General features: G+C 44.5%; 28 protein-coding genes and 3 tRNA genes. 19 read left to right on the forward strand and 12 right to left on the reverse strand.

Annotated elements, in window-relative coordinates; all coding sequences use genetic code 11:
- Positions 1 to 78 precede the first annotated feature (78 nt).
- Positions 79 to 2,664: a bifunctional aconitate hydratase 2/2-methylisocitrate dehydratase gene (locus ICN10_RS09265; protein ID WP_216214843.1), complete on the reverse strand. Its 2,586-nt coding sequence runs from the start codon at positions 2,662 to 2,664 to the stop codon at positions 79 to 81.
- Between the two features lie 209 nt (positions 2,665 to 2,873).
- On the reverse strand, positions 2,874 to 3,062 hold the full coding sequence (locus ICN10_RS09270) for a superinfection immunity protein (protein ID WP_216214845.1): 189 nt from the start codon (positions 3,060 to 3,062) through the stop codon (positions 2,874 to 2,876).
- 111 nt (positions 3,063 to 3,173) lie between these two features.
- On the opposite strand from ICN10_RS09270, the gene ICN10_RS09275 reads away from it, so the two are divergent.
- Genes ICN10_RS09275 through ftsB form a run of 4 tightly spaced genes read left to right on the forward strand, consistent with a single transcriptional unit; the run spans position 3,174 to position 7,370 of the window.
- Entirely contained in the window at positions 3,174 to 4,835 is a 1,662-nt protein-coding gene (locus ICN10_RS09275) for a CTP synthase (RefSeq protein WP_216214847.1), read from the forward strand.
- Between the two features lie 9 nt (positions 4,836 to 4,844).
- A complete protein-coding gene (gene kdsA / locus ICN10_RS09280; protein WP_216214849.1) occupies positions 4,845 to 5,708 on the forward strand; it encodes a 3-deoxy-8-phosphooctulonate synthase in 864 nt (287 codons plus the stop codon).
- A 51-nt stretch (positions 5,709 to 5,759) separates the two neighbouring features.
- On the forward strand, positions 5,760 to 7,046 hold the full coding sequence (gene eno, locus ICN10_RS09285) for a phosphopyruvate hydratase (protein ID WP_216214851.1): 1,287 nt from the start codon (positions 5,760 to 5,762) through the stop codon (positions 7,044 to 7,046).
- Between the two features lie 18 nt (positions 7,047 to 7,064).
- Complete coding sequence (gene ftsB / locus ICN10_RS09290) at positions 7,065 to 7,370, forward strand: cell division protein FtsB (RefSeq protein ID WP_216214853.1); 306 nt, start codon at positions 7,065 to 7,067, stop codon at positions 7,368 to 7,370.
- A 12-nt stretch (positions 7,371 to 7,382) separates the two neighbouring features.
- Here the strand turns inward: ftsB and ICN10_RS09295 are convergent, their stop codons facing one another.
- Positions 7,383 to 8,348, reverse strand: a complete 966-nt coding sequence (locus tag ICN10_RS09295; protein WP_216214855.1) for an Hsp33 family molecular chaperone HslO — start codon at positions 8,346 to 8,348, stop codon at positions 7,383 to 7,385.
- Between the two features lie 56 nt (positions 8,349 to 8,404).
- Between ICN10_RS09295 and gltX the strand changes: the two genes are divergently transcribed.
- The 4 genes from gltX to ICN10_RS09315 all read left to right on the forward strand — a co-directional run bounded on the left by gltX (position 8,405) and on the right by ICN10_RS09315 (position 10,202).
- Positions 8,405 to 9,811 (forward strand): glutamate--tRNA ligase, encoded by a 1,407-nt coding sequence (gene gltX, locus ICN10_RS09300; RefSeq protein WP_216214857.1) that lies wholly within the window; start codon positions 8,405 to 8,407, stop codon positions 9,809 to 9,811.
- Positions 9,812 to 9,889: 78 nt separating this feature from the next.
- Positions 9,890 to 9,965, forward strand: a tRNA-Ala gene (locus ICN10_RS09305).
- A 32-nt stretch (positions 9,966 to 9,997) separates the two neighbouring features.
- Positions 9,998 to 10,073: transfer RNA gene (locus ICN10_RS09310), tRNA-Glu, on the forward strand.
- 52 nt (positions 10,074 to 10,125) lie between these two features.
- Positions 10,126 to 10,202 (forward strand) — tRNA-Asp (locus tag ICN10_RS09315).
- A gap of 82 nt (positions 10,203 to 10,284) precedes the next feature.
- Here the strand turns inward: ICN10_RS09315 and ICN10_RS09320 are convergent.
- On the reverse strand, positions 10,285 to 10,887 hold the full coding sequence (locus ICN10_RS09320) for a hypothetical protein (RefSeq protein ID WP_216214860.1): 603 nt from the start codon (positions 10,885 to 10,887) through the stop codon (positions 10,285 to 10,287).
- Between the two features lie 151 nt (positions 10,888 to 11,038).
- Between ICN10_RS09320 and hyi the strand changes: the two genes are divergently transcribed.
- The 4 genes from hyi to ICN10_RS09340 all read left to right on the forward strand — a co-directional run bounded on the left by hyi (position 11,039) and on the right by ICN10_RS09340 (position 14,101).
- The gene (gene hyi / locus ICN10_RS09325) at positions 11,039 to 11,815 is read left to right on the forward strand and encodes a hydroxypyruvate isomerase (RefSeq protein WP_216214862.1); all 777 of its coding nucleotides are present in this window, start codon (positions 11,039 to 11,041) and stop codon (positions 11,813 to 11,815) included.
- Positions 11,816 to 11,848: 33 nt separating this feature from the next.
- Positions 11,849 to 12,436 carry a YqiA/YcfP family alpha/beta fold hydrolase gene (locus tag ICN10_RS09330; protein ID WP_216214864.1) on the forward strand — a complete coding sequence of 196 codons (588 nt, stop codon included), beginning with the start codon at positions 11,849 to 11,851 and terminating at the stop codon, positions 12,434 to 12,436.
- 82 nt (positions 12,437 to 12,518) lie between these two features.
- Positions 12,519 to 13,088: an HNH endonuclease gene (locus ICN10_RS09335; RefSeq protein WP_370626206.1), complete on the forward strand. Its 570-nt coding sequence runs from the start codon at positions 12,519 to 12,521 to the stop codon at positions 13,086 to 13,088.
- A gap of 104 nt (positions 13,089 to 13,192) precedes the next feature.
- Positions 13,193 to 14,101: a DUF3108 domain-containing protein gene (locus ICN10_RS09340; RefSeq protein WP_255536846.1), complete on the forward strand. Its 909-nt coding sequence runs from the start codon at positions 13,193 to 13,195 to the stop codon at positions 14,099 to 14,101.
- Here ICN10_RS09340 and ICN10_RS09345 read toward each other — a convergent pair.
- The 6 genes from ICN10_RS09345 to mltG all read right to left on the reverse strand — a co-directional run bounded on the left by ICN10_RS09345 (position 14,098) and on the right by mltG (position 19,069).
- The gene (locus tag ICN10_RS09345) at positions 14,098 to 14,625 is read right to left on the reverse strand and encodes an ion channel (protein ID WP_216214866.1); all 528 of its coding nucleotides are present in this window, start codon (positions 14,623 to 14,625) and stop codon (positions 14,098 to 14,100) included. The two genes, ICN10_RS09340 and ICN10_RS09345, sit on opposite strands and share 4 nt — an antisense overlap.
- Before the next feature lie 69 nt (positions 14,626 to 14,694).
- Positions 14,695 to 15,405: an ankyrin repeat domain-containing protein gene (locus tag ICN10_RS09350; protein ID WP_216214867.1), complete on the reverse strand. Its 711-nt coding sequence runs from the start codon at positions 15,403 to 15,405 to the stop codon at positions 14,695 to 14,697.
- A 2-nt stretch (positions 15,406 to 15,407) separates the two neighbouring features.
- Positions 15,408 to 16,193, reverse strand: a complete 786-nt coding sequence (locus ICN10_RS09355; protein WP_216214869.1) for a TatD family hydrolase — start codon at positions 16,191 to 16,193, stop codon at positions 15,408 to 15,410.
- Positions 16,194 to 16,223: 30 nt separating this feature from the next.
- Positions 16,224 to 17,345, reverse strand: coding sequence for a DNA polymerase III subunit delta' (locus ICN10_RS09360; RefSeq protein WP_216214871.1), 1,122 nt, complete (start codon positions 17,343 to 17,345; stop codon positions 16,224 to 16,226).
- On the reverse strand, positions 17,346 to 17,984 hold the full coding sequence (gene tmk, locus ICN10_RS09365) for a dTMP kinase (RefSeq protein ID WP_216214873.1): 639 nt from the start codon (positions 17,982 to 17,984) through the stop codon (positions 17,346 to 17,348).
- Positions 17,985 to 17,995: 11 nt separating this feature from the next.
- Positions 17,996 to 19,069 carry an endolytic transglycosylase MltG gene (gene mltG / locus ICN10_RS09370; RefSeq protein ID WP_216214875.1) on the reverse strand — a complete coding sequence of 358 codons (1,074 nt, stop codon included), beginning with the start codon at positions 19,067 to 19,069 and terminating at the stop codon, positions 17,996 to 17,998.
- 20 nt (positions 19,070 to 19,089) lie between these two features.
- On the opposite strand from mltG, the gene ICN10_RS09375 reads away from it, so the two are divergent.
- Together ICN10_RS09375 and ICN10_RS09380 are read left to right on the forward strand one after the other, a co-directional pair.
- Positions 19,090 to 20,097, forward strand: a complete 1,008-nt coding sequence (locus tag ICN10_RS09375; protein ID WP_216214877.1) for a folate-binding protein YgfZ — start codon at positions 19,090 to 19,092, stop codon at positions 20,095 to 20,097.
- Between the two features lie 9 nt (positions 20,098 to 20,106).
- Positions 20,107 to 20,964: an NRDE family protein gene (locus tag ICN10_RS09380; RefSeq protein WP_216214879.1), complete on the forward strand. Its 858-nt coding sequence runs from the start codon at positions 20,107 to 20,109 to the stop codon at positions 20,962 to 20,964.
- A 2-nt stretch (positions 20,965 to 20,966) separates the two neighbouring features.
- On the opposite strand, the gene ICN10_RS09385 is transcribed toward ICN10_RS09380, so the two are convergent.
- Positions 20,967 to 21,449, reverse strand: a complete 483-nt coding sequence (locus tag ICN10_RS09385) for a PaaI family thioesterase (RefSeq protein ID WP_216214881.1) — start codon at positions 21,447 to 21,449, stop codon at positions 20,967 to 20,969.
- A 54-nt stretch (positions 21,450 to 21,503) separates the two neighbouring features.
- On the opposite strand from ICN10_RS09385, the gene ICN10_RS09390 reads away from it, so the two are divergent.
- From ICN10_RS09390 to ICN10_RS09410, 5 genes are read left to right on the forward strand one after another with little or no spacing between them, the layout of a single operon-like run.
- On the forward strand, positions 21,504 to 22,970 hold the full coding sequence (locus tag ICN10_RS09390; RefSeq protein ID WP_216214883.1) for a YdiU family protein: 1,467 nt from the start codon (positions 21,504 to 21,506) through the stop codon (positions 22,968 to 22,970).
- Between the two features lie 26 nt (positions 22,971 to 22,996).
- Positions 22,997 to 23,416: a peptide-methionine (R)-S-oxide reductase MsrB gene (gene msrB / locus ICN10_RS09395; RefSeq protein WP_216214885.1), complete on the forward strand. Its 420-nt coding sequence runs from the start codon at positions 22,997 to 22,999 to the stop codon at positions 23,414 to 23,416.
- A gap of 23 nt (positions 23,417 to 23,439) precedes the next feature.
- Positions 23,440 to 23,988, forward strand: a complete 549-nt coding sequence (locus ICN10_RS09400; protein ID WP_216214887.1) for a septation protein A — start codon at positions 23,440 to 23,442, stop codon at positions 23,986 to 23,988.
- A complete protein-coding gene (locus ICN10_RS09405) occupies positions 23,985 to 24,269 on the forward strand; it encodes a BolA family protein (RefSeq protein WP_216214888.1) in 285 nt (94 codons plus the stop codon). The genes ICN10_RS09400 and ICN10_RS09405 overlap by 4 nt, the downstream gene beginning before the upstream one ends.
- Positions 24,270 to 24,314: 45 nt before the next feature.
- Entirely contained in the window at positions 24,315 to 25,109 is a 795-nt protein-coding gene (locus tag ICN10_RS09410) for a peptidylprolyl isomerase (RefSeq protein WP_216214891.1), read from the forward strand.
- Between the two features lie 13 nt (positions 25,110 to 25,122).
- Here the strand turns inward: ICN10_RS09410 and ICN10_RS09415 are convergent, their stop codons facing one another.
- Entirely contained in the window at positions 25,123 to 26,280 is a 1,158-nt protein-coding gene (locus ICN10_RS09415) for an MFS transporter (protein WP_216214894.1), read from the reverse strand.
- Positions 26,281 to 26,282 lie beyond the last annotated feature (2 nt).

The raw sequence follows: 26,282 nt of genomic DNA on the forward strand, positions 1-26,282 counted from the left end.
ATCTAAGGCAACAAAAAAGGCGATCATCAGATCGCCTTTTTATATTCAGCGCTCCCAAAGAAGCGCTGAAATACCAACTTATACAGTTACTGTATCTGCAACATCACTAAATGATTTGATCTTGTCAAAGTTCATGTAGCGATAAACTTCCCCAGATTTAGCATTCAAGGATTCAACTTGCTCGAAATATTCTTGTGGCGTTGGTAAACGACCCAAGAGTGCTGCAACAGCAGAAAGCTCAGCAGAAGCCAGATACACGCGAGTATCGATACCCAAACGATTCGGGAAGTTACGTGTTGAAGTGGAGACTGCAGTAGAGCCTTTACGGATCTGAGCCTGGTTACCCATACAGAGCGAGCAGCCTGGAGTTTCCATGCGAGCACCTGTAGCACCCAGAATGCCGTAATAGCCTTCTTCGGTCAGAATCATTTGGTCCATCTTGGTCGGAGGGGCTACCCATAAACGAGTAGGCATATCCTTTTTGCCTTGAAGAACTTGACCTGCTGCGCGGAAGTGTCCAATGTTAGTCATACAAGAGCCGATAAACACCTCATCGATTTTCTCGCCAGAAACTTCAGACAGGAATTTAACATCGTCTGGATCGTTAGGGCAGGCCAGGATTGGCTCTTTGATTTCGCTCATGTCGATTTCAATTACTTCAGCATAGTCTGCATTTGCATCGGCCTTGAGTAAGTCCGGCTTAGCGATCCAAGCTTCCATTGCTTTAATGCGACGACCTAAAGTGCGCTTATCTTCGTAGCCATTTGCGATCATCCACTTCATCAATGTGATGTTAGAACGCATGTACTCGATGATTGGCTCTTTGCTTAATTGAATCGCACAACCAGCTGCAGAACGCTCAGCAGAAGCGTCAGATAATTCAAACGCTTGCTCAACTTTTAGGTCAGGTAGACCTTCAATTTCCAGGATGCGGCCAGAGAAAACGTTCTTCTTGTTCTGTTTTTCAACAGTTAACAAACCTTTTTTGATGGCATACAAAGGAATCGCATTAACCAAGTCACGTAATGTTATGCCGGGCTGCATTTTTCCTTTGAAGCGAACCAATACAGACTCAGGCATATCCAAAGGCATAACGCCAGTAGCGGCAGCAAATGCAACCAGTCCTGAGCCGGCAGGGAAGGAGATACCAATTGGGAAGCGAGTATGACTATCACCACCAGTACCGCAGGTATCAGGCAAGAGTAAACGGTTTAACCAGCTGTGAATTACGCCATCGCCCGGACGCAATGCAACACCACCGCGGTTAGTCATGAATGCTGGTAACTCATGGTGCGTGCGAATGTCTACTGGTTTTGGATAAGCGGATGTATGACAGAAGGATTGCATTACCAAGTCAGCAGAGAATCCTAAGCAAGCCAAGTCTTTCAATTCATCACGGGTCATTGGACCAGTAGTATCTTGTGAGCCTACTGTAGTCATATGTGGTTCGCAGTATGTATCTGGGCGAACGCCTTGACCTTCTGGCAATCCACAAGCACGGCCAACCATCTTCTGAGCCAAGCTGAAACCTTTTTTGTTGTCAGGGGGGCTAACAGGAATGCGGAATTCAGTAGAAGCTGGCAAACCAAGTGCTGCACGTGCTTTGGCTGTTAGACCGCGACCTACGATTAAAGGAATGCGTCCACCTGCACGAACCTCATCCAAAATCACTGGTGACTTGAGTGAGAAAGCAGCGATTTCTTTACCATTTTTAAAGGCTTTACCTTCATAAGGGCGAAGCTCAATCTCGTCGCCCATATTCATATCTGAAACATCAAGCTCAATCGGCAATGCGCCAGCATCTTCCATGGTGTTGAAGAAGATTGGAGCAATTTTTGTTCCCAAGCAAACACCACCAAAGCGTTTATTTGGAACAAAAGGAATATCTACACCAGTCCACCACAACACAGAGTTAGTAGCAGATTTACGTGATGAGCCAGTACCAACAACGTCACCAACGTAAGCAATTTGATTGCCTTTTTTCTGCAACTCAGCAATTTGCTTCATCGGACCGCGCACCCCAGTTTCATCAGGCTCAATACCTGGACGTGGGTTCTTCAACATCACTGTTGCATGCAAAGGAATATCGGGACGACTCCACGCATCAGGAGCAGGGGATAGATCATCAGTATTTGTTTCGCCAGTCACTTTAAATACTGTGAGCTTCATGCTTTCTGGAACGGCTGGACGGCTAGTAAACCACTCGGCATCAGCCCAGCTTTGCAATACTGACTTAGCGTTGGCATTGCCTTTTTCAGCCATCTCTTGAACGTCATGGAAGTAGTCAAACATCAACAATGTTTTCTTGAGTGCAGCAGCTGCAGCAGCACCACATTCAGCATCGCTCAATAACTCAACTAGCGGTTTAATGTTGTAACCGCCGAGCATGGTGCCCAACAATTCAGTAGCTTTTACTCGTGAAATTAAAGGGGATTTATCTGTTCCTTTAGCGATCGTATCTAAAAACTCAGCTTTTACTTTTGCAGCTTCGTCAACGCCAGCAGGAACGCGGTTTGTAATTAACTCTACAAGCTCAGCCTCTTTGCCAGCTGGTGGATTTTTTAGCAATTTAACTAATTCAGCAGTCTGATCTTTAGTTAAAGGTAGGGCGGGGATGCCAAGGGCGGCACGTTCAGCAACTTGGGCGTTATAGGCTTCTAACATTGTGTTTCCTATGAGGTAAAAGTGGTCAATAGAAAGGCCAAAAGGGAATTTTCTCCCGATTAAGGTAATTATAGTTACTTATTTAAGTCTTATATAAGACTTTAAATGGCTTAATTGCCGCGAAAACGCTAAATTATTGAAAATATTAGGGTTTTTACGCAAGAATTCCTATATTACATAGGAGTGAATTAGGGATATTCAGACCTGCCTTACAGGACCTTCTCTTCCTTCATAGCCCAAACTAAGGCAACTACCCAGCCAATAAGCGACCAGCCTAGGAATAGATTCAAGGCAAAGATGGCGCCAGAATTCGCTCTTTTCTTGTTAAATGCGATCGCAAAAGGCAAAAAATAGAAAAGGGAGAGTAGGGTAAGCAGTACGGCGAATGGAAGGCGCATGGGATCTAAAAATGGGCTAATTTTTACAAGAAACCCCATATTACAGATGTTCGTTTTTGTCTTGGGCGACCCTCTGTCGTTATAATTACTTTTTCCAACAGAGCTTAAGCGATGACCAAATACGTTTTTGTCACTGGTGGTGTGGTTTCTTCTTTAGGGAAAGGAATCGCAGCTGCCTCGCTTGCCGCGATTCTCGAATCCCGCGGCCTGAAAGTCACCCTCCTAAAATTAGACCCCTATATCAACGTTGACCCGGGCACTATGAGCCCACTCCAACACGGTGAAGTTTTTGTTACCGAAGATGGTGCAGAAACTGACTTGGATTTAGGTCACTATGAGCGCTTCGTATCTGCAAAGATGCGTAAAAGCAATAACTTCACTACCGGACAGATTTACGAGTCCGTGATTAGCAAAGAGCGTCGCGGTGAGTACTTGGGAAAAACAGTTCAAGTTATTCCGCACATTACTAATGAGATTCAAGCATTTGTAGAGCGTGGCGCTAAAGCAAGTCATGACGGTAAAGCAGATGTTGCCATTTGTGAAATTGGTGGAACTGTTGGTGACATTGAGTCTCTCCCGTTTTTAGAGGCCGCAAGACAGATGAGTTTGCGTTTGCCTCTTCATGATTGCGCCTTTGTGCATTTGACTCTGGTGCCATATATCAATAGCGCTGGCGAGTTAAAAACCAAGCCTACACAACACTCAGTACAAAAGTTACGTGAGATTGGCATCATGCCAACCGTATTGCTCTGTCGTGCTGATCGCCCGATTCCAGAAGATGAACGCGCGAAGATTTCACTATTCTCAAACGTTCGTGAAGAGGCAGTTATTTCGGTATGGGATGTAGATACGATCTATAAAATTCCTGAAATGCTACATGCACAGGGTATGGATGATTTGATTTGCCGCGAGCTTGAATTAAAGGCCAAACCAGCAGATCTTTCTGTATGGGCTAACTTGGTTTATGAAATGGCCAACCCACAACACGAAGTCACTATCGGCATGGTCGGTAAGTATGTGGAATTAACGGAGTCCTACAAGTCTCTGATTGAAGCATTGCGTCATGCTGGCATTCATACTCATACACGCGTCAATATTAATTACATTGATTCTGAAGATATCGAAAAAGATGGTGTTGATTGTTTGCGAGATCTAGATGCCATATTGGTTCCAGGTGGTTTTGGTAAGCGTGGCACAGAAGGTAAGATTGCTGCCATTCGTTATGCCCGTGAAAACAATGTTCCTTATTTAGGTATTTGCCTTGGAATGCAACTGGCTGTGATTGAATTTGCTCGTCATGTTGCTAATTTGACTAAGGCAAACAGCACTGAATTTGATCCGCAATCTGACCAGCCCGTTGTGGCCCTCATTACTGAGTGGCTTGATAGGGAAGGACGTGTTGAAAAGCGCACGAATGATTCTGATCTAGGTGGCACCATGCGTCTTGGTTCGCAACGTTGCCCAGTAAAGGCTGGAACTTTGGCTCATCGTATTTATGGAGCTGAAGTAAATGAGCGTCATCGTCATCGCTATGAAGTTAACAATACCTACGTTCCCCAATTGGAGAAGTCTGGCTTAATTATTTCTGCCAGAACACCAAATGAAGAGTTGCCGGAAATGATGGAATTACCAGCATCAATTCACCCTTGGTTCTTTGGGGTGCAGTTCCATCCAGAATTTACCTCGACTCCACGTGATGGACATCCATTATTTTCAGCCTTCATCAACGCTGCATTAGTGCATCAAGAGCTCACTGCAAAGCAGGCGGCATAAAGGAAAAATATGAGCACATTTAAGCTATGCGGCTATGACGTGGGTTTAGATAGTCGCTTCTTTTTAATTGCTGGACCTTGTGTAATTGAGTCAGAACAATCTGCCATTGATATTGCTGGCCAATTGAAAGAAATCACTGCTGCTTTAAAGATTCCATTTATCTATAAATCTTCATTTGATAAAGCTAACCGTTCATCCGGCACCTCGTTCCGCGGTTTGGGTATGGAAAAGGGACTTGAGATTCTGGCTAAGGTAAAGAAACAGGTTGGTGTATCAGTTCTGACAGATGTTCATGACATCAGCGAAATCGAAGTTGTTGCTAGTGTTGTAGATGTATTGCAGACACCGGCGTTTCTTTGCAGACAAACTGATTTCATTCGCGCCTGTGCTCAGAGTGGCAAGCCAGTGAATTTCAAAAAAGGACAATTCCTTTCTCCGCACGAGATGCTGAACGTGATTGAAAAGGCTCGTGCTGCAGCATTAGAAAAAAACCTGCCAGACCAATTTATGGTTTGTGAGCGTGGCGCCTCTTTTGGATATAACAACCTCGTTTCTGATATGCGCAGCTTAGCAATTTTGCGCGAATCTAAGGCGCCAGTAGTTTTTGATGCAACACATTCAGTTCAGTTGCCTGGAGGCCAAGGTAGTTCTAGCGGCGGTCAACGAGAATTCGTACCAGTTTTAGCTCGTGCTGCTGTTGCTGTTGGTATCAGCGGCCTTTTTATGGAAACACATCCAGATCCTGCCAAGGCTTTATCTGACGGTCCCAACGCCGTACCGCTCGATCGTATGAAAGAGTTGCTTGCATCATTGGTTGCGATTGATGACATTGTTAAATCGACTGGATCTTTTTTAGAAGATAGCTTTAAGTAACTTTTAGTAAATTCGTTAAACCCATTTCATATTGTTTTAAGGAGAAGGTGCATGAGCGCCATTGTTGACATCATCGGTAGAGAAGTTCTAGATTCCCGCGGCAACCCAACGGTTGAGTGCGACGTTTTGCTTGAATCTGGTGTTATGGGTCGCGCAGCCGTCCCATCTGGAGCATCCACAGGTTCACGTGAAGCAATTGAGTTGCGTGATGGCGATAAGTCCCGTTACTTAGGCAAAGGTGTTCTGAAGGCTGTTCAAAACATCAATATAGAAATTGCTGAGTCCATTCTAGGTTTAGATGCAAGCGAGCAGGCTTTCTTAGATCGCACCCTGATTGAGTTGGATGGCACACACAACAAAGCACGCTTAGGTGCTAATGCAACCTTGGCCGTATCAATGGCAGTTGCTAGAGCCGCTGCAGAAGAGGCTGGATTGCCTTTGTATCGCTATTTTGGTGGTTCAGGTGGTATGCAGTTGCCAGTTCCAATGATGAATATCGTCAATGGGGGCGCTCATGCTAATAACAGTTTAGATATTCAAGAATTCATGGTAATGCCAGTTGGCGCTGAAAATTTCCGTGATGCTTTGCGCTGTGGCGCTGAGATTTTCCATGAGCTCAAAAAGATTTTGGGTGCACAGGGTATGCCAACCACTGTTGGTGATGAAGGCGGCTTTGCTCCTAACTTTAAGAGCAATCATGAGTGCTTGCAAACGATTATGAAAGCTATTGAAGGTGCTGGCTATCAAGCGGGAGAAGATGTTCTGTTGGCCCTTGATTGTGCTGCTAGCGAATTCTATAAAGATGGTAAATATCATTTGGCTGGCGAAGGCTTGCAGCTTAGCTCAAGCGAGTTCTCAGACTATCTTGGTAACTTGGCAGATCAGTTCCCAATCGTTTCGATTGAAGATGGTATGCATGAGAGCGATTGGGATGGCTGGGCGGATATCACCAAAAAACTCGGCAAGAAGATTCAGCTGGTTGGTGATGATTTGTTTGTTACCAATACACGCATCTTGAAAGAAGGCATTGAGAAGGGTATTGCGAATTCAATCTTGATCAAGATTAACCAAATTGGTACGTTGACAGAAACATTTGCAGCTATCGAAATGGCTAAACGTGCAAATTACACTGCAGTGATTTCGCATCGTTCTGGCGAAACTGAAGACAGCACTATTGCTGACATTGCAGTGGGAACAAATGCTGGTCAGATTAAGACTGGCTCATTATCTCGCTCAGATCGCATTGCGAAATACAACCAACTCTTGCGTATTGAAGAAGATTTGGGTGATGTAGCAAGCTATCCAGGTAAGTCAGTCTTTTATAACCTCAAGCGCTAATCTTAAGATTTAATATCGATGCGTATTGTTATCTACTCCATGCTGGTATTGCTAATTGCAATCCAGTACCCGCTTTGGTTGGGTAAGGGTGGATGGCTCAAGGTATATGAGATGGAGCGGCAAGTAGAGCTTCAAGAGGCTAAAAATAGCCTCTTGGCTCTGCGCAATGCCAAGTTAGCTGGCGATGTAAAGGATTTAAAGGACGGCACCCGTGCCATTGAAGAGCGTGCCCGTGTTGAGCATGGTCTCATCAAAGAAGGCGAGTTCTTTGTGCAAATTCTGCCTGCAGATAAATCAGGCGACGCTAAAGCTACAAAACAGTAAGTCGAAGTATTCTTAGTGGCCGCTAGAAGGCGGTCTTGTGGCATCACTCAATAAATCCGTTTTAAATACCTGCAGACAATCAACTGCATCAAAGCGATAGGGCTTTGCGCAAAAATCACACACAGTTTCAACAGCGCCTTGTTCCTCAAGAATGCTCTGAACTTCTTCTTCACCAAGCATACGCAAAATATCTGCAACCTTACTGCGCGAGCATCTGCATGAAAAGCGAATAGGGCGGGCAGGGAAGCTACGCACACCGTTTTCAGCAGACTCCTCCAAAAATAGACGTCTTAAAATAGTCTCTGGCGGAAGTGTTAGTAACTCTTCATTGGTAATTGTTTCACCAAGAGTTTGAATGCGCGACCATCCTTCAGCAGCAACCTGGGGATCCAGGTGAGCATGTCCACCTGAATTCGGTAGGCGCTGAAGTAGTAATCCGCCAACCTGGGTATCGCTTGATGCAAGCCAAATCTTCGTATCCAGCTGCTCGGAATTTTGCATGTAGAGTGATATCGCTTCCGCAGCGCTAGAAACTGGCTTTATAACTGCGCCTTGATGGTCCTGTAAGGCCACGATACCTTGGTAGGGGGCTTGACCAGGCTCACGATCAGAGGGGTCTAGAGTAATTACGAGTCTGCCGCTCTGACTGACGTCCAAAAGATCTGCCAGCGTTGCATCAGGTGCAATTTCGGAAGGATCTACAGACAATTTCACTGTAGCCCTCATGGATAAATCGGATTTACATTCAACGACTAAAAGCTGGATAGGGCCCTTGCTTTGGGCTTGAATAATGAGGGTGCCATCAAACTTAAGGCTGGCGCTTAACAAGGTGGCAGCGCCCACGAAATCCCCTAAAATTCGACGGACAGCTGGTGGGTCATTGCGGCGCTCTAAAACAGCCTGCCAAGCACTACCAATAGAGACTATTTCACCCCTAACTGGGGCGCCATCACACATAAATACAAGTAATTCATTCATAGGACAAAGTATCCACGTTTTTTGGGATTTAGTCATATGAAGCACGACCTGAGATAATGTTATTTATGCATATTCGTACACGTTTCGCCCCTAGTCCCACGGGCTTTATTCATCTGGGAAATCTTCGTAGCGCGCTCTACCCATGGGCGTTTGCGCGCCACAATAAAGGAAACTTCATTCTTCGCATTGAAGACACCGACCTTGAGCGCTCCACTCAAGAGGCTGTAGATGTCATTATCGAAGGCATGGCCTGGTTGGGCCTAGATTTAGATGAGGGTCCGATTTATCAGATGCAGAGGATTGATCGGTATCGCGAAGTTGTAAAGCAGATGCTCGAATCTGGATTAGCTTACCCATGCTACATGAGCGAGGAAGAGCTCAACCAATTGCGCGACCAACAGATGGCTAATAAAGAAAAGCCACGTTACAACGGTCTGTGGAGGCCTGAGCCCGGCAAAACATTGCCTCCAGTTCCAGAGGGTGTGAAACCCGTTATACGCTTTAAAAATCCTATTGGCGGCTCAGTTATCTGGAATGATGCAGTTAAGGGGCAAATTGAGATTAGCAATGATGAGTTAGACGACTTAGTTATTGCAAGGCCTGATGGAACGCCAACCTACAATTTCTGTGTTGTGATTGATGACATGGATATGAAAATTACTCACGTTATTCGCGGCGATGATCACGTCAATAACACCCCTAGGCAGATCAATATCATGAAGGCGCTAGGTGGCACGCCGCCTGTTTACGCTCATTTGCCAACAGTTCTGAATGATTCAGGCGAGAAGATGAGTAAACGCAATGGTGCAATGAGCGTTCGCGATTACCAGAAAGCAGGCTACCTGCCTGAAGCTATTCTGAATTATTTAGCGCGCCTCGGATGGTCCCATGGCGATGCTGAAGTCTTCACTAAAGAGCAATTTGTTGGCTGGTTTGATTTGGAAAGTTTAGGGCGCTCTCCGACACAACATAACCCGGAAAAATTACTTTGGCTTAATCATCAATACATTCAGAATGCAGATCCTGAGAAATTAGCGGCAGCCACAAAGCCTTTTGCTCATGACTTAGGTATCGATACCGAATCAGGACCAGATTTTGTAAAAGTAGTGGGCTTACTAAAAGACCGCGCGAATACTTTGATTGAAATTGCAGAAGGGGCAAAGCTGTTTTACTTGCCAGCCCCTGATTTAAGTGCAGATCAAATAAAAGAAAATATCTCTGATTCAGTGCTCCCAGCATTAAAAGATTTGGTCAGCGCCATTACATCCGCAGAGCCAACAAAAGAGGGATATGCCGCTGCATTTAAGCAGGTTTTAGCCCAGCATCAACTCAAAATGCCGGCTTTGGCAATGCCAGTTAGATACGCTTTATTTGCTACCACCCAAACCCCGGCGATTGATTCTGTGCTGGTTGTATTGGGTAAAGAAGAGGCTATCCAAAGGCTCTCCAAGGTGATCCACTAGAGAATTTGCGCACCTGCACAAAAATAGGATAAAATCTTGGATTGTTTTGAGTGTCTTGTAGTTTTATCGCGAGAATTCGGGGGTATAGCTCAGCTGGGAGAGCGCTTGCATGGCATGCAAGAGGTCAGCGGTTCGATCCCGCTTATCTCCACCAAGCATTTAAAATAGAAGTTTGTTGTAGTCCAGGTCCCCATCGTCTAGAGGCCTAGGACATCACCCTTTCACGGTGAGTACGGGGGTTCGAATCCCCCTGGGGACGCCAGATCTTCTGGTAGCTGTAAAGATGTATGATGTTGCGTTACTCGATGTATTTTGGAGCGGTAGTTCAGTTGGTTAGAATATCGGCCTGTCACGCCGAGGGTCGCGGGTTCGAGTCCCGTCCGTTCCGCCAAGACAATTAAAAAGCCCCCTATTCAGGGGGCTTTTTTTATTACTTCAATTCTATGATTAACCCAAAGAATGAGATCCCGAGCTTACTTCTTAGGTGTAGTGATTGACGCAGCCATTGCATCAAAGTAAATCACCTTTACTTGCTCGCCAACTTTAACGTCAGCCAATAGGGCAGGGTTCTTTACGGTAACGGTGGTGATCTTGCCACTAGGCCCCTTAACGGAAACCAGCTTCTTCTCGCGATTTACCTCAACAATATCGGCAACAATAGTTGTCTGGTTAGTGATCGTTTCAGAAGGCTTTTCATTCGCCTTTGATTTCGTAACTGTGTTTGTTTCTACTTTTGTGCGAACGCCATCGCTCTTGGTTTTGATCAACTCAATAGCAACCGCCAACTCGTAGTTAACATTAACGCGGTCACCTTTTTTGATCTGATCAAAATTCTTAATATCCGGACCAGCTACAAATTTAGACTCACCCTCTTTATTTTTGAAGGTAATAGTACGTGTTTTCTTATCAACCTTAACAACTTCACCTTCATATAACTGATAGACGTTATCTGTAACGGCGGCATCAATAATGGTTGGTTTTGCTGCTCCAGCTGCAGGGGCGGATTGGGCAATGGCAACCGTTGTGCCGAATAATGCTGCAAGCATCAAAGCTATCGGTGCAAATTTCTTATTCATTTTCTTCCTTATATAAATAACTACTAAAACCAATCTTAGCCTATTTTTATACTCAAATAGACATATAAAGCAGGGTATTTCTTTGCAAGGCATATCCACCCTAGGTTTGTTAAGATCGTTGATTACATAGGCTTACCCCAAAGGATATGAAATGCCCCAGTTTGCAGCCAATCTGACCATGCTATTTAATGAGTATCCTTTTATGGAGCGCTTTGAGAAAGCTGCTAAATCGGGATTTCAGGCAGTGGAATTTCTCTTTCCTTATGCATTCTCGGCGAATGATATTCGCCAACAGTTAGATCAAAATAATCTTCGTTTGGTTCTTCATAATCTACCGGCAGGAGACTGGGATGCAGGAGAGCGTGGGATTGCTTGTTTACCGGATCGCGTAGAGGAATTCCGGGCGAGCATTACAAAGGCAATCGAATATGCAACAGTGCTTGGTGTAAACCAATTGAATTGTTTAGCAGGAAAAATCCCAGGGGGAATTGATCCGGGATTGCTGCGAAAAACATTTATTGCCAATTTAAAGTACGCTACAGCCGAGCTTAAAAAAGCCAATATCAAATTACTTATTGAGCCAATTAATACGTTTGATATTCCTGGGTTTTATTTATCAAAGACTGAGCAGGCACTAGATATCCTTAATGAAGTTGGTTCTGATAATTTATATATCCAATATGACATCTATCATGCACAACGCATGGAGGGCGAGCTTAGTAAAACGCTAGAGAATAATATTTCTAAGATTGCTCATATTCAGCTGGCTGATAATCCAGGTCGAAATGAGCCTGGTACAGGCGAAATTAATTACGCACACTTATTTAAGTTGATCGATAGTATTGGCTATACAGGATGGATAGGTTGCGAATACAAACCAGCTAATCAGACTGAGTCTGGATTGGGCTGGATAAAAGCGCTCAATTAATTGAAATAAATCAATGCACTCTAGGGCTTACACATGTCTTCAACCTTAATCGTTTACCTTCACGGTTTTCGCTCTTCACCGCGCTCAAGCAAGGCGGTAATGACGGGCGACGCAATTAAAGCATTGTCCACTTCAGAAAACCCCATTGAGTGGTATTGCCCTCAGCTTGTAGCTTCTCCTAAAGCAAGCATGGACTTGGTTATCGCGCACATTAAAAGATCTCAGCATGATCGTCTGGTGGTTATTGGATCTTCTTTGGGTGGCTACTATGCAAATTACTTGGCAGAAAAGTATGGATGTAAGGCTGTCGCGCTTAATCCCGCTGTTAGAGCCCCAAGAGAGTTGGCAGCACATGTAGGCATGCTTACCTCCTACGATACTGATGAGCCATACGATTTTCGGCCAGAATATATTGATGAATTAAAAGCACTGCAGGTAGAGTCAATTACCGATCCTTCCCGCTATTTTTTGATGGCAGCTAAAGGAGATGAGCTTCTTGATTGGCGCGAGATGGTCGATTTTTATAAGGGTGCCGAGCAACTAGTGCTTGAGGGTAGTGACCATGGAATTGCAGATTACCCAGAACATTTGCCAAAGGTATTAAAGTTCATTGCCAAATAGGTTGATTGATTGCAGCCATCTTCTTCTGTAAGATGATCCAAACGACCGTTATCCACTCGATGCGGTCTAGAAAGGAGAGTTTGTGCTGAGCATCTTGAAATTAGACGCAGGTGGAATTCCCCAGGGCTGGGTAAATCCTGAAGAAGCTACGAAGCAATATGCCGATAGTAGTGTCTTATGGACTCTAGGTGATCCCATATTCAAAATGCGTGGTGGCATTTCTCGCGCAACTGGACAGCAATCGGTCATTGAACTTCACTCCATCATCGCAGTAAAAGGTAGTGCCAAAATTAATCTCTTTGATGTGGTGCCCGTCATCACCAAACATAAGCTCTATAAACGGGATAAAGGTTTATGCGCGTATTGCGGTGATGCGATACATGAGAATCATGCAGAAGCAGAGCACATCATCCCCAATAGTCGTGGCGGTAAATATAGCTGGATGAATTTAGTAATTTCCTGCAGGCCATGCAATCAACGTAAAGGCAATCGAACCCCAGAGCAAGCCGGAATGGGCTTGTTGTACACACCCTATTTACCAAGCCTCTATGAAGACATGATTCTTAAGGGGCGCAATATTTTGGCCGATCAAATGGATTTTTTAGCGGCTAACCTCCCTAAAACTAGCCGCCTTTTGGAGGGCTTGTCCTGAGTTTAAAAAGAGGGTGGTGGGGTAGTGATCTTCACTTTCCCAAAATTAAATCATTACGAATATTTCTTGCTGCCCTGCTGCTCTCGATAGTTGGGCATTTTGTATTGTTTTTTGGCTTACCGTTTTTCTCATTCAAAGATCCCCAGCCTATTTCGGAAGATCTCATCATTAGAACGGAGCTAAAAACAGAGCCGCCCAAGAAGATTCAGATGACTAGGGCCCCTAAAAAGAAGGTTGATAAACAAAACTTATCTTCGAATTCTCAAGCTGAAGCCAATTCAAGCGGCAACGGAAACCTAGGTGCAAATGGCGATCAGTCTGGAGTTGCATTTAAATTGCCAGAATCAGGAATTATTTATTACGACACATATGTCGATGGTCAGCAATATCAAACCGGCGAGATTGATTGGATTGTTGAAGGCAATAGCTATCGTCTACATATCAATATTCCTTACGCATTTGTTGGCCCGTTTGTTTTTGAATCTCGTGGATCGGTAGACTCCTATGGGATTGCGCCAAGTATTTATTGGACACAACGTGGCACGAAAGCACCACGCTACTCTCGGTTTGATCGAAACGACAAAGGGGAAGGGCAGATGTTCTTTTCAGAAAAGCCTGAATTTACCCCAGCAATTCTGCCTGGTACTCAAGATCGTTTTAGTCTTATGTTTCAGCTTGCCTCGCTTTTGAATGGTGATAGCAAGATGGATGAGGCTGGCACTATTCGATCCATTCCAGTAGTCGACTACAACACTCTTGAGATGTGGAATTTTAAGAGTTACGGTGAGTCCCAGTCTGATGACATCCCAAGTATGGGTAAGACAACCAATCGTCACTATGCTCTTATGCAACGTGAAAATGATCCTTATAAGCGCCAGGTAGACATCTGGCTTGCGAAGGACTTGGAATGGCTCCCAGGCCGTATTCGCTCCCTAGAGTCGAATGGCAGGGTGCTAGAGCTTGTTTTTAAGCAAAAGAACCCATTGCCCTCAACCACTAAGCTCTATAACTAGAAGTCTGATCCTGTTTTAGGGTTTTGGTTTTGCCCGTTATGGCCTAGTAACGCCCCCATCATGGTGTAAAGCGCTGCACCTGACATTGATACGGCAAATATTCCTGAGAAGGAGATGATGATAGGAAGAATGCGCCATTGTTCAGTTAGCTTGTAATCGCCATAACCAACGGTTGTATACATTTCTCCAGCAAAGTAGAAAGTTTGAGGATTGGTTGGGAAAACCTTTAAGGCGACGCAAATATATGCCCAAATAATAATTTCAGCAAAATGAATGGAAATCACCAAAAGAATGGCGATGAAATAAGAAAGGAAGCTGGCGCCAAAGATTCGACGTCTAGACATGAAGTTATCAATTGCATGAAATGCTCCCGCAATCCCCAGAACGGCAACAGCATGAACCGCCAACATTAGGCATGCACAAACAACGACGACCCAGATCTGACCATTGCCCATATCGGCATTAATCTCACCAAAGAGAGTGGAAAAGCTAGGTAGGTCAGTGTTATGAAATAGGCTAAACATAGTTGTTGTTAGTGTGAAGGATTACAGAAATATCTTATTTGACATAATAATGATTATACGCAAATATTATTATTGGGTCTTAAGAGATTCAACACCTTTAGGCCACTTATAAGGCTGCTTATAAAGCTTTTGCCAGCGCGATAACAAGCCTTCTGCAATCCATGGTTTCTCATAAATAACGGCTATATCAATTGCGCTAAGACCTTGAGAATTTCTCAATTGCAAGTCTGCACCCTTATCAAGCAATAGCTTTACCAAGACCTCATTGCCTGATTGGACAGCCATCATTAATGGCGTTGTATTTCCTTGGCTTAAAGAGTCTATAGCGGCTCCATTGGCAATAAGAAACTGAGCGACGTCAAGATGACCTCTAGCACACGCATAATGCAATGGAGTCCAGCCAACATGGTCAATCTGAGCTTTGCGCTGCAAAACAAGGCTCTTTACGACTGGTAAATCACCATTTATAGATGCAATCATTAAAGGTGTTTCCCCAGACTTATTCGAGAGATCTACGTCTGTAGCCTTATTAGCAATTAACAGATTAATAACGTCTGTAGACTTATCCTTAATGGCTAAATTGAGCATCGGTTCGCCCTTGGGGTCGGTTGTATTTGGGCTAATGCCTTTTGAAATCAAGCTTTTGGCTGTGGCTACATCGTTAAACTTGGCCGCCTTTGCAAATTCTGCAATTTGATCATCTGTTTGGGCGTGTACAGCCCCAAAAAACAATGTGGAAGTGATAAAAAAAGTAGCATAAATATTAAACTTTAATCTCATAATTACGATCTATCTATCTGAAAACAATCATAAAAATTACTTGAAGTCTGGTTTGCCAATACTTCAATAGGCACCCCCTTTAAATCCGCGATAAATTCACCAACCTTAGAGACCCAGGCAGGCTCATTCGTCTTGCCGCGATATGGAATTGGCGCTAAATAAGGTGAGTCTGTCTCAATGAGCATTCTCTCAAGAGGAACTTGCTTACATGTTTCTTGCAGATCTTTGGCACTTTTGAAGGTCACAATTCCTGAGAAGGAGATGTAAAAACCCATCTCCATTGCAGCCTTCGCCACTTCATAGGACTCTGTAAAACAGTGCATTACCCCACCGATTCTCTGAGCACCCTCTTCTTTGAGGATTTTGATAGTGTCCTCAGAAGCTGAGCGGGTATGAATAATCAAAGGCTTTTTAGATGCAATTGATGCCCTTATATGCGTCCGAAAGCGGTCACGCTGCCATTCCATGGATTCATAGCTGCGCTCTCCCATGCGATAGTAGTCAAGGCCAGTTTCACCAATGGCAACTATCTTTGGGTACTTTAAAGCTGTATCCACTAAAAATTCCAAGCTTGGCTCAGGCGTATCCTCGTAATCTGGGTGCACACCAACGGATGCATAAAGATGTGGATGATCCTGGGCTAGCTTTAATACATTTGGAAAATCAGGAAGATCTACGGATACGCACAAAGCATGAATAACTTTGGCCGACTGCATATTGGCCAGAACTTCTGGCAATCGCGTTTGAAATTCTGGGAAATCGAGGTGGCAGTGGGAGTCAATAAACATAGCGCCTATTTTAGTCCGCCCTAGAACAATTTAAGGTCCAAATATCTGCTGATATTGAGAAAGGAGCGACTCTAGTTGAATTTTATTTGCAAGGGGGTGATTCTCATGTCGACGCGCCTGTACAAGAGATTTCCAAAAGTTATGCAACCTTTGAACATTGGCCAGTTTGGACAGGCCTTGAAGCACGACTAAATGCTTGGGGTAATAACGAGGCTCTCCACCCTGCGCCACAGACTGCAGATCAGAAACCCAACGTTGCATACTAGCTAAAAGGAAGCCATATTGCGCCTTATGTGTTTTTTCGGCCGCATCCAGCCAGTTAAGTCTAGCTCCCTGGGCCATGGACTGGAGTAGATAGCGGGAGGCTTGGATTGATATTGTTAGCTCATCCTTATCGTCTTTATTGTGTCTCGCAATAAGGGAGCTCAGAACCGAATATGGCGCCCCACCCTGCTCGTCATAGATAGTCTCGACATCTGCATCAGCCGCCTTCAACCCTGCGATTACATTGAGTTGTGTTTTTAGCCAGGAAATGCCTTGCTCCCGATTTGGCCGCGGGGCTGTTAAGAGGCGGCAACGAGAACGAATGGTTGGCAATACACGATCCACTCGATCGGCAAGTAATATAAAAATAGTATTCTTTGGCGGCTCTTCCAAAGACTTCAGCAATGTATTGGCGGAATCGGAGCGAAGCATTTCAAGTGGATAAATTAATATCACGCGATTTCCGCCGCGATGCGAGCCAATGGACAAATTCTCAATCGCATGTCGCGTTTCTTCAATCGAGATATTTTTCTTCTCTTTCTTTTCGCTTGATTCACTATCATCATCACGCGCAGCCTTGCCTCTCTTGGGCGTATCCTCGCCCTCATAGTCAGCATGCGGCAAGAGTTTGCGATGGGTCTCGGGAACGAGAGAAATAAAGTCTGGGTGATTGCCAGTGTCAAACCAATGACAGGCTTCACAGTGATTACATGGTTTTACAGATTGATCATTGTTTTCGCAAAGTAGTGCTTTAGCTAGCTCAATCGAAAAAGCGAACTTGCCAATGCCGGACTGGCCATGGAGCAAGATAGAATTGGGGAATTGATTAAAGTCCAGACCCTCCCAAAGAGGCTGAAGCCAAGGCGCTATTTGAGTCTTATGATTCACTTAAATAGCAATCTGAATCTGTTTTAAACCATTCCAAATTGCTTCAGGCGTTTGTGTTGCATCCACCAGATGAAAGCGCTTGGAGTCTTCCTTTGCTCGGCGTAGATATTCTTGACGAACTCTTTCAAAAAAAGATAAGTCCATTTTTTCAAATTTATCTGGTGCGCGAGCTTTTGAGCGGCGAGCCTCGGCAACCTCACCCGGTAAATCAAACAAAATAGTTAAGTTGGGCTGCAGGAGTGAGCCGTCAGGTTGACCTTGAACCCAGCGCTCTAATGTGTTCAATTTTTCTAAACTCAATCCACGACCACCGCCTTGATATGCAAAGCTGGCATCGGTAAAGCGATCGGATATTACTATCTTGCCCGCTGCAAGAGCTGGCTCGATGACTTGAGCAAGATGCTCACGACGCGCCGCAAACATGAGCAAAGCCTCCGTCTCTAAATTCATTGGAGCATCTAAAAGCAAGTTACGAAGCTGCTCACCTAAAGCAGTCCCCCCAGGCTCACGCGTCATCACTACCTCTTTATCAGGATAACGTTCTTGCATCAAATTTCGAAAAGCATCGACATGCGTACTCTTGCCTGCCCCATCGATTCCTTCGAAGCTGATGAAATATCCTGTATGCGTTGATGTCATATGAAGTGAATTTAGTTACTGTTATTTTTAGGCATTATCTTGCGTTGATATCGATCAACCGCAGCTTCATGCTCTTTTAAGTTTTGTGAAAAATGACTACTTCCATCCCCTTTAGCAACAAAGAATAAAACATTGCTTTTTGCAGGGTGTGCTGCGGCCAGAATTGACTCTTTGCTAGGCATGGCGATAGGGGTTGGAGGCAGACCTTTATGCATATAGGTATTGTAGGGAGTGTCTCTACGTAAATCCGCTTTCTTTAAATTTCCGTCAAATTTAGGCCCTATTCCATAGATAACCGTAGGATCAGTTTGAAGTGGCATCCCTTTATTAAGTCGGTTGATAAAGACAGCCGAAACTAGATTCCTATCGCTTAGACGGCCAGTTTCTTTCTCTACGATTGATGCCAATATCAATAGCTCATAAGGTGTTTTAAGAGGCAATCCCGACTCTTTTTGCTCCCAGATTTGCATAAGCTGTTTTTGCATAGCTTGCGCTGCTCGACGATAAATATTGAGATCAAGCTCGTCTGGATCAAAAACATATGTATCGGGTAGAAAAAGACCCTCATCGCTTGGATAGTTCAAATTTAACTGTTGGAGCAGCTCCTTATTGCTCATACCCTTGGTTCGATGGATCATTGCCGACTGCGAATCCATTAAAGCTCTCAATTGCCAAATCGTCATTCCAGGGATAATGGCAACTGCTTCTCTAACGCGATCACCGCGGGCAATTTGAAAAAGCACTTTTCCAAGGCTCGCACCGTTTGGTAATAAATATGTTCCCGGTTTTAGCTTAGAGGCAAGAAATAAGCTTCTAGCGCCTAAATGCAGGGCAACTGAATTAATAGCCAATCCTTGCGCGCCTAACTGATCAGAAATGCTTGTTAACCCAGAATTGGGGTTAATCTTCACTCTATAACTAGAGCCATCAACAGTATTTGACTGATTAGGGACAACTGGGAATAAAAAAATAGTCCCATAAAGAAGGCCCAATAGAACCGCAGCGAGGGTAAGCCATTTTTTAAGATCTCGGTATGAGGGCCTTCTCTTCATAAAAAAGCCCCTCTTCTGAATTTTTCTACTCATCAGGCTATGATAAAAGGGTCATGACATATTCCGCCCAAATCCAGCAAAACTGGCTAGAAAACAGCCCATCCCTACCCTGCAACCTGACTCAGTGGGGTCTTATCTTAGTAGAGGGCTCTGATGCTGCAAGCTTTTTGCAAAATCAATTAACAAACTCTGTCTTGGGGCTCAACCGAACACTACCGGGATCAATAGCTCAGGACTACTCAGGAAGTCGTCTCGTAGGTTATTGCAATCCAAAGGGTCGTTTGTTGGCAAGTGCTTGGCTTGGCTTATTTCCATCTACACCTGATGGAGAAGACCGATTTGCTTTATTTATCTCAAGAGATATTGCGGCAAGCACTGCTAAACGTTTGTCTATGTATGTTCTGCGTTCAAAAGTCAAAGTAACTGATCTTTCTGCAAGCTGGTCAGTTGCAGGTCTTTATGGTCCTGCTGAAATCACAAATACCGTGAACTTGATTGATCAGTGTCTAGCGCTAAAGCTGCCGGATGTTCTAGTTGGGTCTCATTCGGTTACACGTCTTTTGTTGGCATATTCGAATCAAGCCAATATTGTTGTCCCAGACTCCGAGGAATCATTGCTCTCGTGGAATGAGCTTGAAGTATTAAGTGCTATTCCACGTATTGTTGAGGCTACGCAAGAGCAGTTTGTACCGCAAATGATTAATTTTGAATCCGTCGCCGGCGTAGACTTTAAAAAAGGCTGTTATCCAGGACAAGAAATTGTTGCGCGCAGTCAATATCGTGGCGCAATTAAGCGAAGACTTCAGCTGGCGCACGTAATTGCTTCAGAGCAGGATGAACAATATGCATTGCCTGGTTCTGAACTTTTTCACAGCAATGACCCTGGACAGCCAGCTGGAATGGTTGTTTTATCAACCAAGCACCCCGCCGATTCTGGGCGCATAGATCTGCAAATTGAGTGCAAGCTAGAAGCGCTTGAGGGTGGTGAAATTCATCTAGGTAGCGCTACTGGACCTGTGTTAAAAATAGATTCATTGCCATATCCTTTGATAGAAATTTAATTCTTTTTTATGTGCCTCATTCTTTTCGCATGGAACTCTCATCCAGACTACTCTCTGGTGGTTGCGGCCAACCGCGATGAGTTTTATGAGAGGGATACAGAGGGTGTTTCTTGGTGGCCAGAACACCCACACGTTCTTGCAGGGAGAGATCGTGCAGATGTTGTGGGGAGTCCAGGGACCTGGCTCGGCTTTACTAAGACAGGTAAATTCGCCGCCTTAACCAATGTAAGGGCTCCAAGCGAAAAAAATCCAGATGCTAGAACTCGTGGCGAACTGTCATTAATGTATTTGACCAGCAACGATCGCCCAACAGAATTTGTTCAAGGAAATTCAAAACGATTTTCACAATACAACGGCTTTAATTTGCTCATGGCTGATCTTAGCGATCCAGCAAAAGCAGAAATGCATTGGGTTAGTAATCGAATGATGATGGGTCAAAACGTTCGTCCCCGTAAAGTATTTCCGCCTCAACCCCTCGAGCCAGGAGTCTACGGACTATCCAATGCAATGCTTGATACACCTTGGCCCAAGGTAAATCATCGCGTTGCGGCATTTGCCCAGACATTGGCAATGGACCAGGGCAGCCTCAAGAATGCAGATCAGTATTTAAAACTGTTGGCTGACACCCGTCATGCAAGCGATCATGAGCTCCCTAATACAGGTGTTAGTAAGGAATGGGAAAAAGCACTCTCCCCTGCTTTTATTAAAACGCCTGCTTACGGAACGCGCTCCAGCACCGTTCTTAGAATAAGAAAAGATGGTCAGTTTGAATTAGTCGAGCGCCGCTTTGATTCATCTGGAACGGTTGGGCATGACGTTGTGACGGGAGCGCTTAGCTCGTCCTCTGACTCTAATTTATCTGTATAGCGTTAGTCATAGCGACCATCGTCGTTCACAACACGTGCACCATCGGCATTACGAGTTGCCAAGCGCTTTAAAAACTTAAATGTCCCGGTGGCCATGCAACATATTTCACCTTGATCGTTATAGAGCTTGGCTTCACAGAAAGCCATAGTTGCAGTTCTTCGAACTGTATCCGCTTTAACACGCAACACCCCAGTTGCGGCCTGCATGAAATTATTCTTCATTTCAATGGTGACAACACTGCGGTCGCCGGGATCACCAGAGCGAGCGGCAACTGCCATAGCCACATCCATTAACGTTAACAATACGCCGCCATGGGCTACTTCCCAGGTATTGTTATGTTCAGGCTTAAGGGCCAGCAAAATCTCCCCTTTACCCATTTCTGCGCTTAGGCAGCGAACCCCAAGGAGCTTTAAAAAAGGAACATTTAATTCTTCCCCTAGATTGGCCAGTTGGGTCTGTGGATTGATTTGGACTTGTTTATTCATTGAATAATTTTAGAGGCATGTACGTGTTTTGGTAAATCCCCCTAGAATAAGCCCATGGCCTTTATATTTAGTGGCGATGACGTTTGCCAAGCAACCACACCAACACCAATACCAGCACCCTACTGGGTTGCATTTTCACCTTCATCGGCTAACCTCATTGGTATCGCATTGGATGAAAGTGGTCTACCAGTGGACAAGGAATGGCTAGGGGTTTTGTCTGGAAACCAATTAAATACTAGCGATCGCAATTTCTCGAATCCAATAGCAACCGTCTATAGTGGCCACCAATTTGGCTTATGGGCCGGACAGTTGGGTGATGGCCGAGCAATTTTATTGGGTGATATTGCCGATCAAGAGTTGCAACTCAAAGGCGCTGGTATTACTCGTTTTTCACGAATGGGTGATGGGCGAGCAGTAATTCGATCTTCAATCAGAGAGTTTCTATGTAGTGAAGCAATGTCTGCACTAGGCATTCCGACCACAAGAGCTCTATCAATCGTTGGATCCGATTTGCCAGTTAGAAGAGAGACCGTGGAAACAGCCGCAGTTTGCGCGCGACTTGCCCCTAGCTTTTTAAGAATTGGCCACTTTGAGCACTTTGCTTCGCTAGATGATGTTGATCGCTTGAGGGAGTTTGCGGATTATTTAATTCAATACCACTACCCTGATTCTCAAAATGCCGATGAGCCTTATTTAAGCCTCTTTCAAGAAATCTGCGCTCGCAATGCTAGGCTTGTAGCCCAGTGGCAAGCCGTTGGTTTTTGTCATGGCGTACTTAATAGCGATAACATCAGCATCCTTGGCCTAACTATGGACTATGGACCATTCGGATTCTTGGATCAATTTCAGATTGATCATATTTGCAATCATAGTGATCAAGGTGGAAGATATGCATATCATCGCCAACCTCAGATCATGCACTGGAATATGGCATGCCTTGCCAGCGCAATGATTCCTTTAATGGCGGATAAATCTGATGAAGCTTTGGCGCAAGATCAGTTGCGATCTGCTCTCGAACAGTTTCCAGTGATATATGCCCAGACATGGCAATCCTTATTTCGCAAAAAGCTTGGATTTACCACTTCTCAGGAAGGGGATATAGCTCTTATTGAGAGGTTATTGCAGGCCATGCATGATTCGAAAGTAGATTTCACCAACTTCTTTCGAAGTCTCGGCAGGCTGAGGATCGGTGAAGCAATTTCACAAAACTCATTGAGAGATGAATTTATAGATAGAGAATCAATTGATCAGTGGTTCAGCGACTATGTAGAGCGATTAAAAGTTGAATCTTGTCCCGATGAGGTTCGACAGGACGCAATGAATCAAATAAATCCAAAATACATACTGCGAAATCATTTGGCTCAGACTGCAATTGAAAAGGCTCAAGAAAAAGATTTTTCAGAGGTCGCCAAGCTTCTCCAAATTTTGAGTAAACCCTTTGATGAGCAGTCAGAATATGAATCGTACTCTATGGCCCCACCTCCTAATGCACAGGCAGTAGAAGTAAGCTGCTCATCCTAAATTGAATCCAATACATCCACTCTGGATTGAAAATGAAAAAAACTGACCAAGAATATAAGCAATCACTTAGTGACATTGAGTATCGAGTGACTCGTGAAGCGGCAACCGAAAGACCATTTACCGGGAAGTATTGGGATCACTGGGATAAAGGCCGCTATAAATGTGTCTGCTGCGATACGCCACTTTTTTTATCAGAAACTAAGTTTGATGCCGGCTGCGGTTGGCCTAGCTATAACGCCCCGGAAGCTGCCTCCTCCATCAAGGAAATTCGGGATACCAGCCATGGCATGATTCGCACCGAGGTCCGCTGTGCTCATTGCGATGCTCATTTGGGTCACGTATTTGAAGATGGGCCTATGCCAACTGGCTTGCGCTATTGCATCAACTCAGCTTCTTTAAGTTTTGAGCCAAATTCCAATGCAATTCCGGTAAAGACGGACAAGTAACTAAATACCGGGATAATCTATCTATGAAATTTCTATTCGACCTCTTCCCCATCATCCTATTTTTTGTCGCCTTTAAGCTTGGCGATATCTACACAGCAACAATTGTTGCGATGATTGCCACCATTGGCCAGATACTTTGGGTCTATTATCGCCATCGCAAAATTGATGCTATGCAATGGATTAGTTTGGTGATGATTGTTGTGTTTGGTAGCTTGACTATTTTTTTACACGACAAGACATTCATTCAACTTAAGCCAACCGCGCTTTATTGGCTCTTTTCTGCCGCCCTTTTTATTAGCGCGCAATTTTTTCAAAAAAACTGGATACAGGTGTTGATGGGCAAGCAGGTAACACTGAAAGAAAAAAGTGCTCATTCTGTTTGGCATCAGCTCAATATGGCATGGGCTGCATTCTTTTTTGTGATGGGCGCCCTCAATCTTTATATCGCCTTTGAATTTTCTGAGGAAACCTGGGTCAACTTTAAGTTATTTGGTAGCACTGGGTTATTGCTGCTGTTTGTCATTATTCAAGGAGTTTGGCTCTCAAAACATATGGAGCACCCCAGCGAATGAATGTGAATCAACAAAGAATTGCAGCTTTTGACCAAGACTTGCGCAAAGCTTTTCAGGTTCAGTCCTTAGTGATTGATGATGAAAGCCATCTTCATGCAGGCCATGCTGGCTCAGCTAGCGGTGGCGGTCATTTCAAGCTAGAAATAATAGCGCCGGAATTTAAGGGTTTAAACCTAGTGGCTCGTCACAGAGCTGTTTATGCCGCCCTAAATCGCCATATTCCCAAGGAAATTCATGCTTTAACCATTGTTGCTTTAGCACCAGATGAAGTTTCTAAATAAGGCTGCCTTAAAATAGTCCTATCTTTTATTAATCTATCAAATACTATGTTCACTAAACATCAATTACTTTCAATCAGCCTTCTTAGCGCCTCCCTTTTGACTTCAGGTGCGTATGCGCAAAATGCAGTCATCGTGAACGGCAAATCCATTCCAAAAGCGCAGCTTGATAAATTGGTTCAACGTTCGGGCCAACCGGACAACCCTCAAGTACGCGATCAGGCGCGCGAGATGCTTGTGACTCGTGAACTTATTTTGCAAGAGGCCGACAAACGTGGCGTTATTCAAAAAGAAGCTGTTCGTGAGCAGTTGGAGCAAGCACGTATTGGTGTGCTGGTATCTGCTGTGTTCGAAGATTTTGTTGAAAAGGAAGGTGTTGCCGAGGCTGATCTTAAGGCGGCCTATGAGTCTGTTAAAGCTCAATACACTGGCAAGGAATATCACGTTGAGCACATCCTGGTTGAAAAGGAATCAGATGCAAAAGCAATCATTGCTCAGTTGAAGGCCGGCGCTAATTTTGAGGAGATTGCTAAGGCTAAATCAATGGATCCGGGCTCAGCTAAAAATGGTGGCGATCTTGGCTGGGTAAGCGATAAAGCGCTAGTACCAGAGTTTTCCAAGGCAATGGTTCAGCTGAAGAACGGTCAAATTACAGATAAGCCTGTTAAATCTCAATTCGGTTGGCACATCATCAAGATGGTCGATTCTCGTGATGTAAAAGCCCCGAGTATGGAAGAAATGAAGGATCAGCTTAAGCAAATGATCATGTCTGATAAGAATTGGCAAAAAGCCAAATTTGCAGAGATGATGCAAAAACTACGCGCCAAGGCTAAGGTTCAATAAGAAGCTTAAAGTTTTATCTGGCGGGGTAACGTCGCGGTCTGAGTTTTTGGATTGCCATGCCCGCCAGTCCGCATGCAAATGCAGACATTACAAAAACATCTCTAGGCTGTGACGCCTCCCATATCCAGCCAGCACATAGACCACCTAGCGTTCCACCCAAACCATATGAAATAGTTGCCATTAAGGCTTGGCCTCTAGCCTGTACTGGCCCCGTAAACCAACGCTGCAATAATTTAGTGGCAGCGCTATGGTGAGCGGCAAATGTACCGGCATGCATTAATTGCGCCACAATTAAGACCGATGTGATGGGCAAGAAGGCGATCAAGATAAAACGAATAACGCCAATACCAAAGGCTGCTTGCAAAATAACTTCAGCATCTAATTTGCTCAGCACCTTACTTTGAAAGTAAAAGAAAATAACTTCTGCAGCAACCCCAAGAGCCCAGAAAAGCCCTATTTGAAATTTGTCGTATCCGAGATCTGACAGGTATAGGGAATAGAAAACATATAAAGCGGCATGCGCAAAAATCATAAAAAAACCGGACAACAGAAACCAGCGAACGTCAGGATTAAAGAGCACTATTAACAACTCCCCTTTCACCATTTTGCGTCGCTCCATCTTTGGCTCGTGCAGGCAAAAGGTAATTAGAGCTAAGGCAAATAAAACGACCGTGCCCACGATTGGGTATAACTCAATAGTTTTGCGCTGAAATAATTCACCAGCGGCAAGAACCATGGCTATAAAGCCGATTGAACCCCATAAGCGCAAGCGTCCATAGCGCTTATCAAAAGAATTGTCTTTGTATAAAGCATGGATAGTGGCGGACTCACCCAGGGGCATCAAACTGCTCAAGATGGTGTGCAGAACAAACATCCAAATGAAAAACCCAATGTAGTCTTGTAAAAAATAAATGCATAAGAAAATGAGTGCGGCCAGACAGGCGCAAAAACGAATAATGCCAATACGATTAGATAGATAGTCTGACAACCAACCCCAGGAGAAAGGGCCAACAATTCTGGTGATCTGCAGCATGGACATCAGCGCCGCTATCTCAATGACGCTAAACCCCCTCTCTAAAAAGAAGAGGCTTGCGTACGGTGATACCAATCCAACATAAGCGAAATATAAAAAGAAAAAGGACCCGAAGGCCCAGCGAAGCGAAGGCGTCATTT

The sequence above is a fragment of the Polynucleobacter sp. 86C-FISCH genome, assembly GCF_018882415.1.
Lineage (GTDB): Bacteria > Pseudomonadota > Gammaproteobacteria > Burkholderiales > Burkholderiaceae > Polynucleobacter.

Coding starts and splice junctions, on each gene's coding strand:
- ICN10_RS09400 (WP_216214887.1), top strand. CDS start 23,440: ATGAAATTTCTATTCGACCTCTTCCCCATCATCCTATTTTTTGTCGCC.
- tmk (WP_216214873.1), bottom strand. CDS start 17,984: ATGACATCAACGCATACAGGATATTTCATCAGCTTCGAAGGAATCGAT.
- hyi (WP_216214862.1), top strand. CDS start 11,039: ATGCCCCAGTTTGCAGCCAATCTGACCATGCTATTTAATGAGTATCCT.
- ftsB (WP_216214853.1), top strand. CDS start 7,065: ATGCGTATTGTTATCTACTCCATGCTGGTATTGCTAATTGCAATCCAG.
- ICN10_RS09275 (WP_216214847.1), top strand. CDS start 3,174: ATGACCAAATACGTTTTTGTCACTGGTGGTGTGGTTTCTTCTTTAGGG.
- ICN10_RS09330 (WP_216214864.1), top strand. CDS start 11,849: ATGTCTTCAACCTTAATCGTTTACCTTCACGGTTTTCGCTCTTCACCG.
- ICN10_RS09385 (WP_216214881.1), bottom strand. CDS start 21,449: ATGAATAAACAAGTCCAAATCAATCCACAGACCCAACTGGCCAATCTA.
- ICN10_RS09345 (WP_216214866.1), bottom strand. CDS start 14,625: ATGTTTAGCCTATTTCATAACACTGACCTACCTAGCTTTTCCACTCTC.
- eno (WP_216214851.1), top strand. CDS start 5,760: ATGAGCGCCATTGTTGACATCATCGGTAGAGAAGTTCTAGATTCCCGC.
- ICN10_RS09295 (WP_216214855.1), bottom strand. CDS start 8,348: ATGAATGAATTACTTGTATTTATGTGTGATGGCGCCCCAGTTAGGGGT.
- gltX (WP_216214857.1), top strand. CDS start 8,405: ATGTTATTTATGCATATTCGTACACGTTTCGCCCCTAGTCCCACGGGC.
- ICN10_RS09390 (WP_216214883.1), top strand. CDS start 21,504: ATGGCCTTTATATTTAGTGGCGATGACGTTTGCCAAGCAACCACACCA.
- ICN10_RS09415 (WP_216214894.1), bottom strand. CDS start 26,280: ATGACGCCTTCGCTTCGCTGGGCCTTCGGGTCCTTTTTCTTTTTATAT.
- kdsA (WP_216214849.1), top strand. CDS start 4,845: ATGAGCACATTTAAGCTATGCGGCTATGACGTGGGTTTAGATAGTCGC.
- ICN10_RS09405 (WP_216214888.1), top strand. CDS start 23,985: ATGAATGTGAATCAACAAAGAATTGCAGCTTTTGACCAAGACTTGCGC.
- ICN10_RS09375 (WP_216214877.1), top strand. CDS start 19,090: ATGACATATTCCGCCCAAATCCAGCAAAACTGGCTAGAAAACAGCCCA.
- ICN10_RS09380 (WP_216214879.1), top strand. CDS start 20,107: ATGTGCCTCATTCTTTTCGCATGGAACTCTCATCCAGACTACTCTCTG.
- ICN10_RS09270 (WP_216214845.1), bottom strand. CDS start 3,062: ATGCGCCTTCCATTCGCCGTACTGCTTACCCTACTCTCCCTTTTCTAT.
- ICN10_RS09320 (WP_216214860.1), bottom strand. CDS start 10,887: ATGAATAAGAAATTTGCACCGATAGCTTTGATGCTTGCAGCATTATTC.
- mltG (WP_216214875.1), bottom strand. CDS start 19,069: ATGAGTAGAAAAATTCAGAAGAGGGGCTTTTTTATGAAGAGAAGGCCC.
- ICN10_RS09350 (WP_216214867.1), bottom strand. CDS start 15,405: ATGAGATTAAAGTTTAATATTTATGCTACTTTTTTTATCACTTCCACA.
- ICN10_RS09355 (WP_216214869.1), bottom strand. CDS start 16,193: ATGTTTATTGACTCCCACTGCCACCTCGATTTCCCAGAATTTCAAACG.
- ICN10_RS09265 (WP_216214843.1), bottom strand. CDS start 2,664: ATGTTAGAAGCCTATAACGCCCAAGTTGCTGAACGTGCCGCCCTTGGC.
- ICN10_RS09410 (WP_216214891.1), top strand. CDS start 24,315: ATGTTCACTAAACATCAATTACTTTCAATCAGCCTTCTTAGCGCCTCC.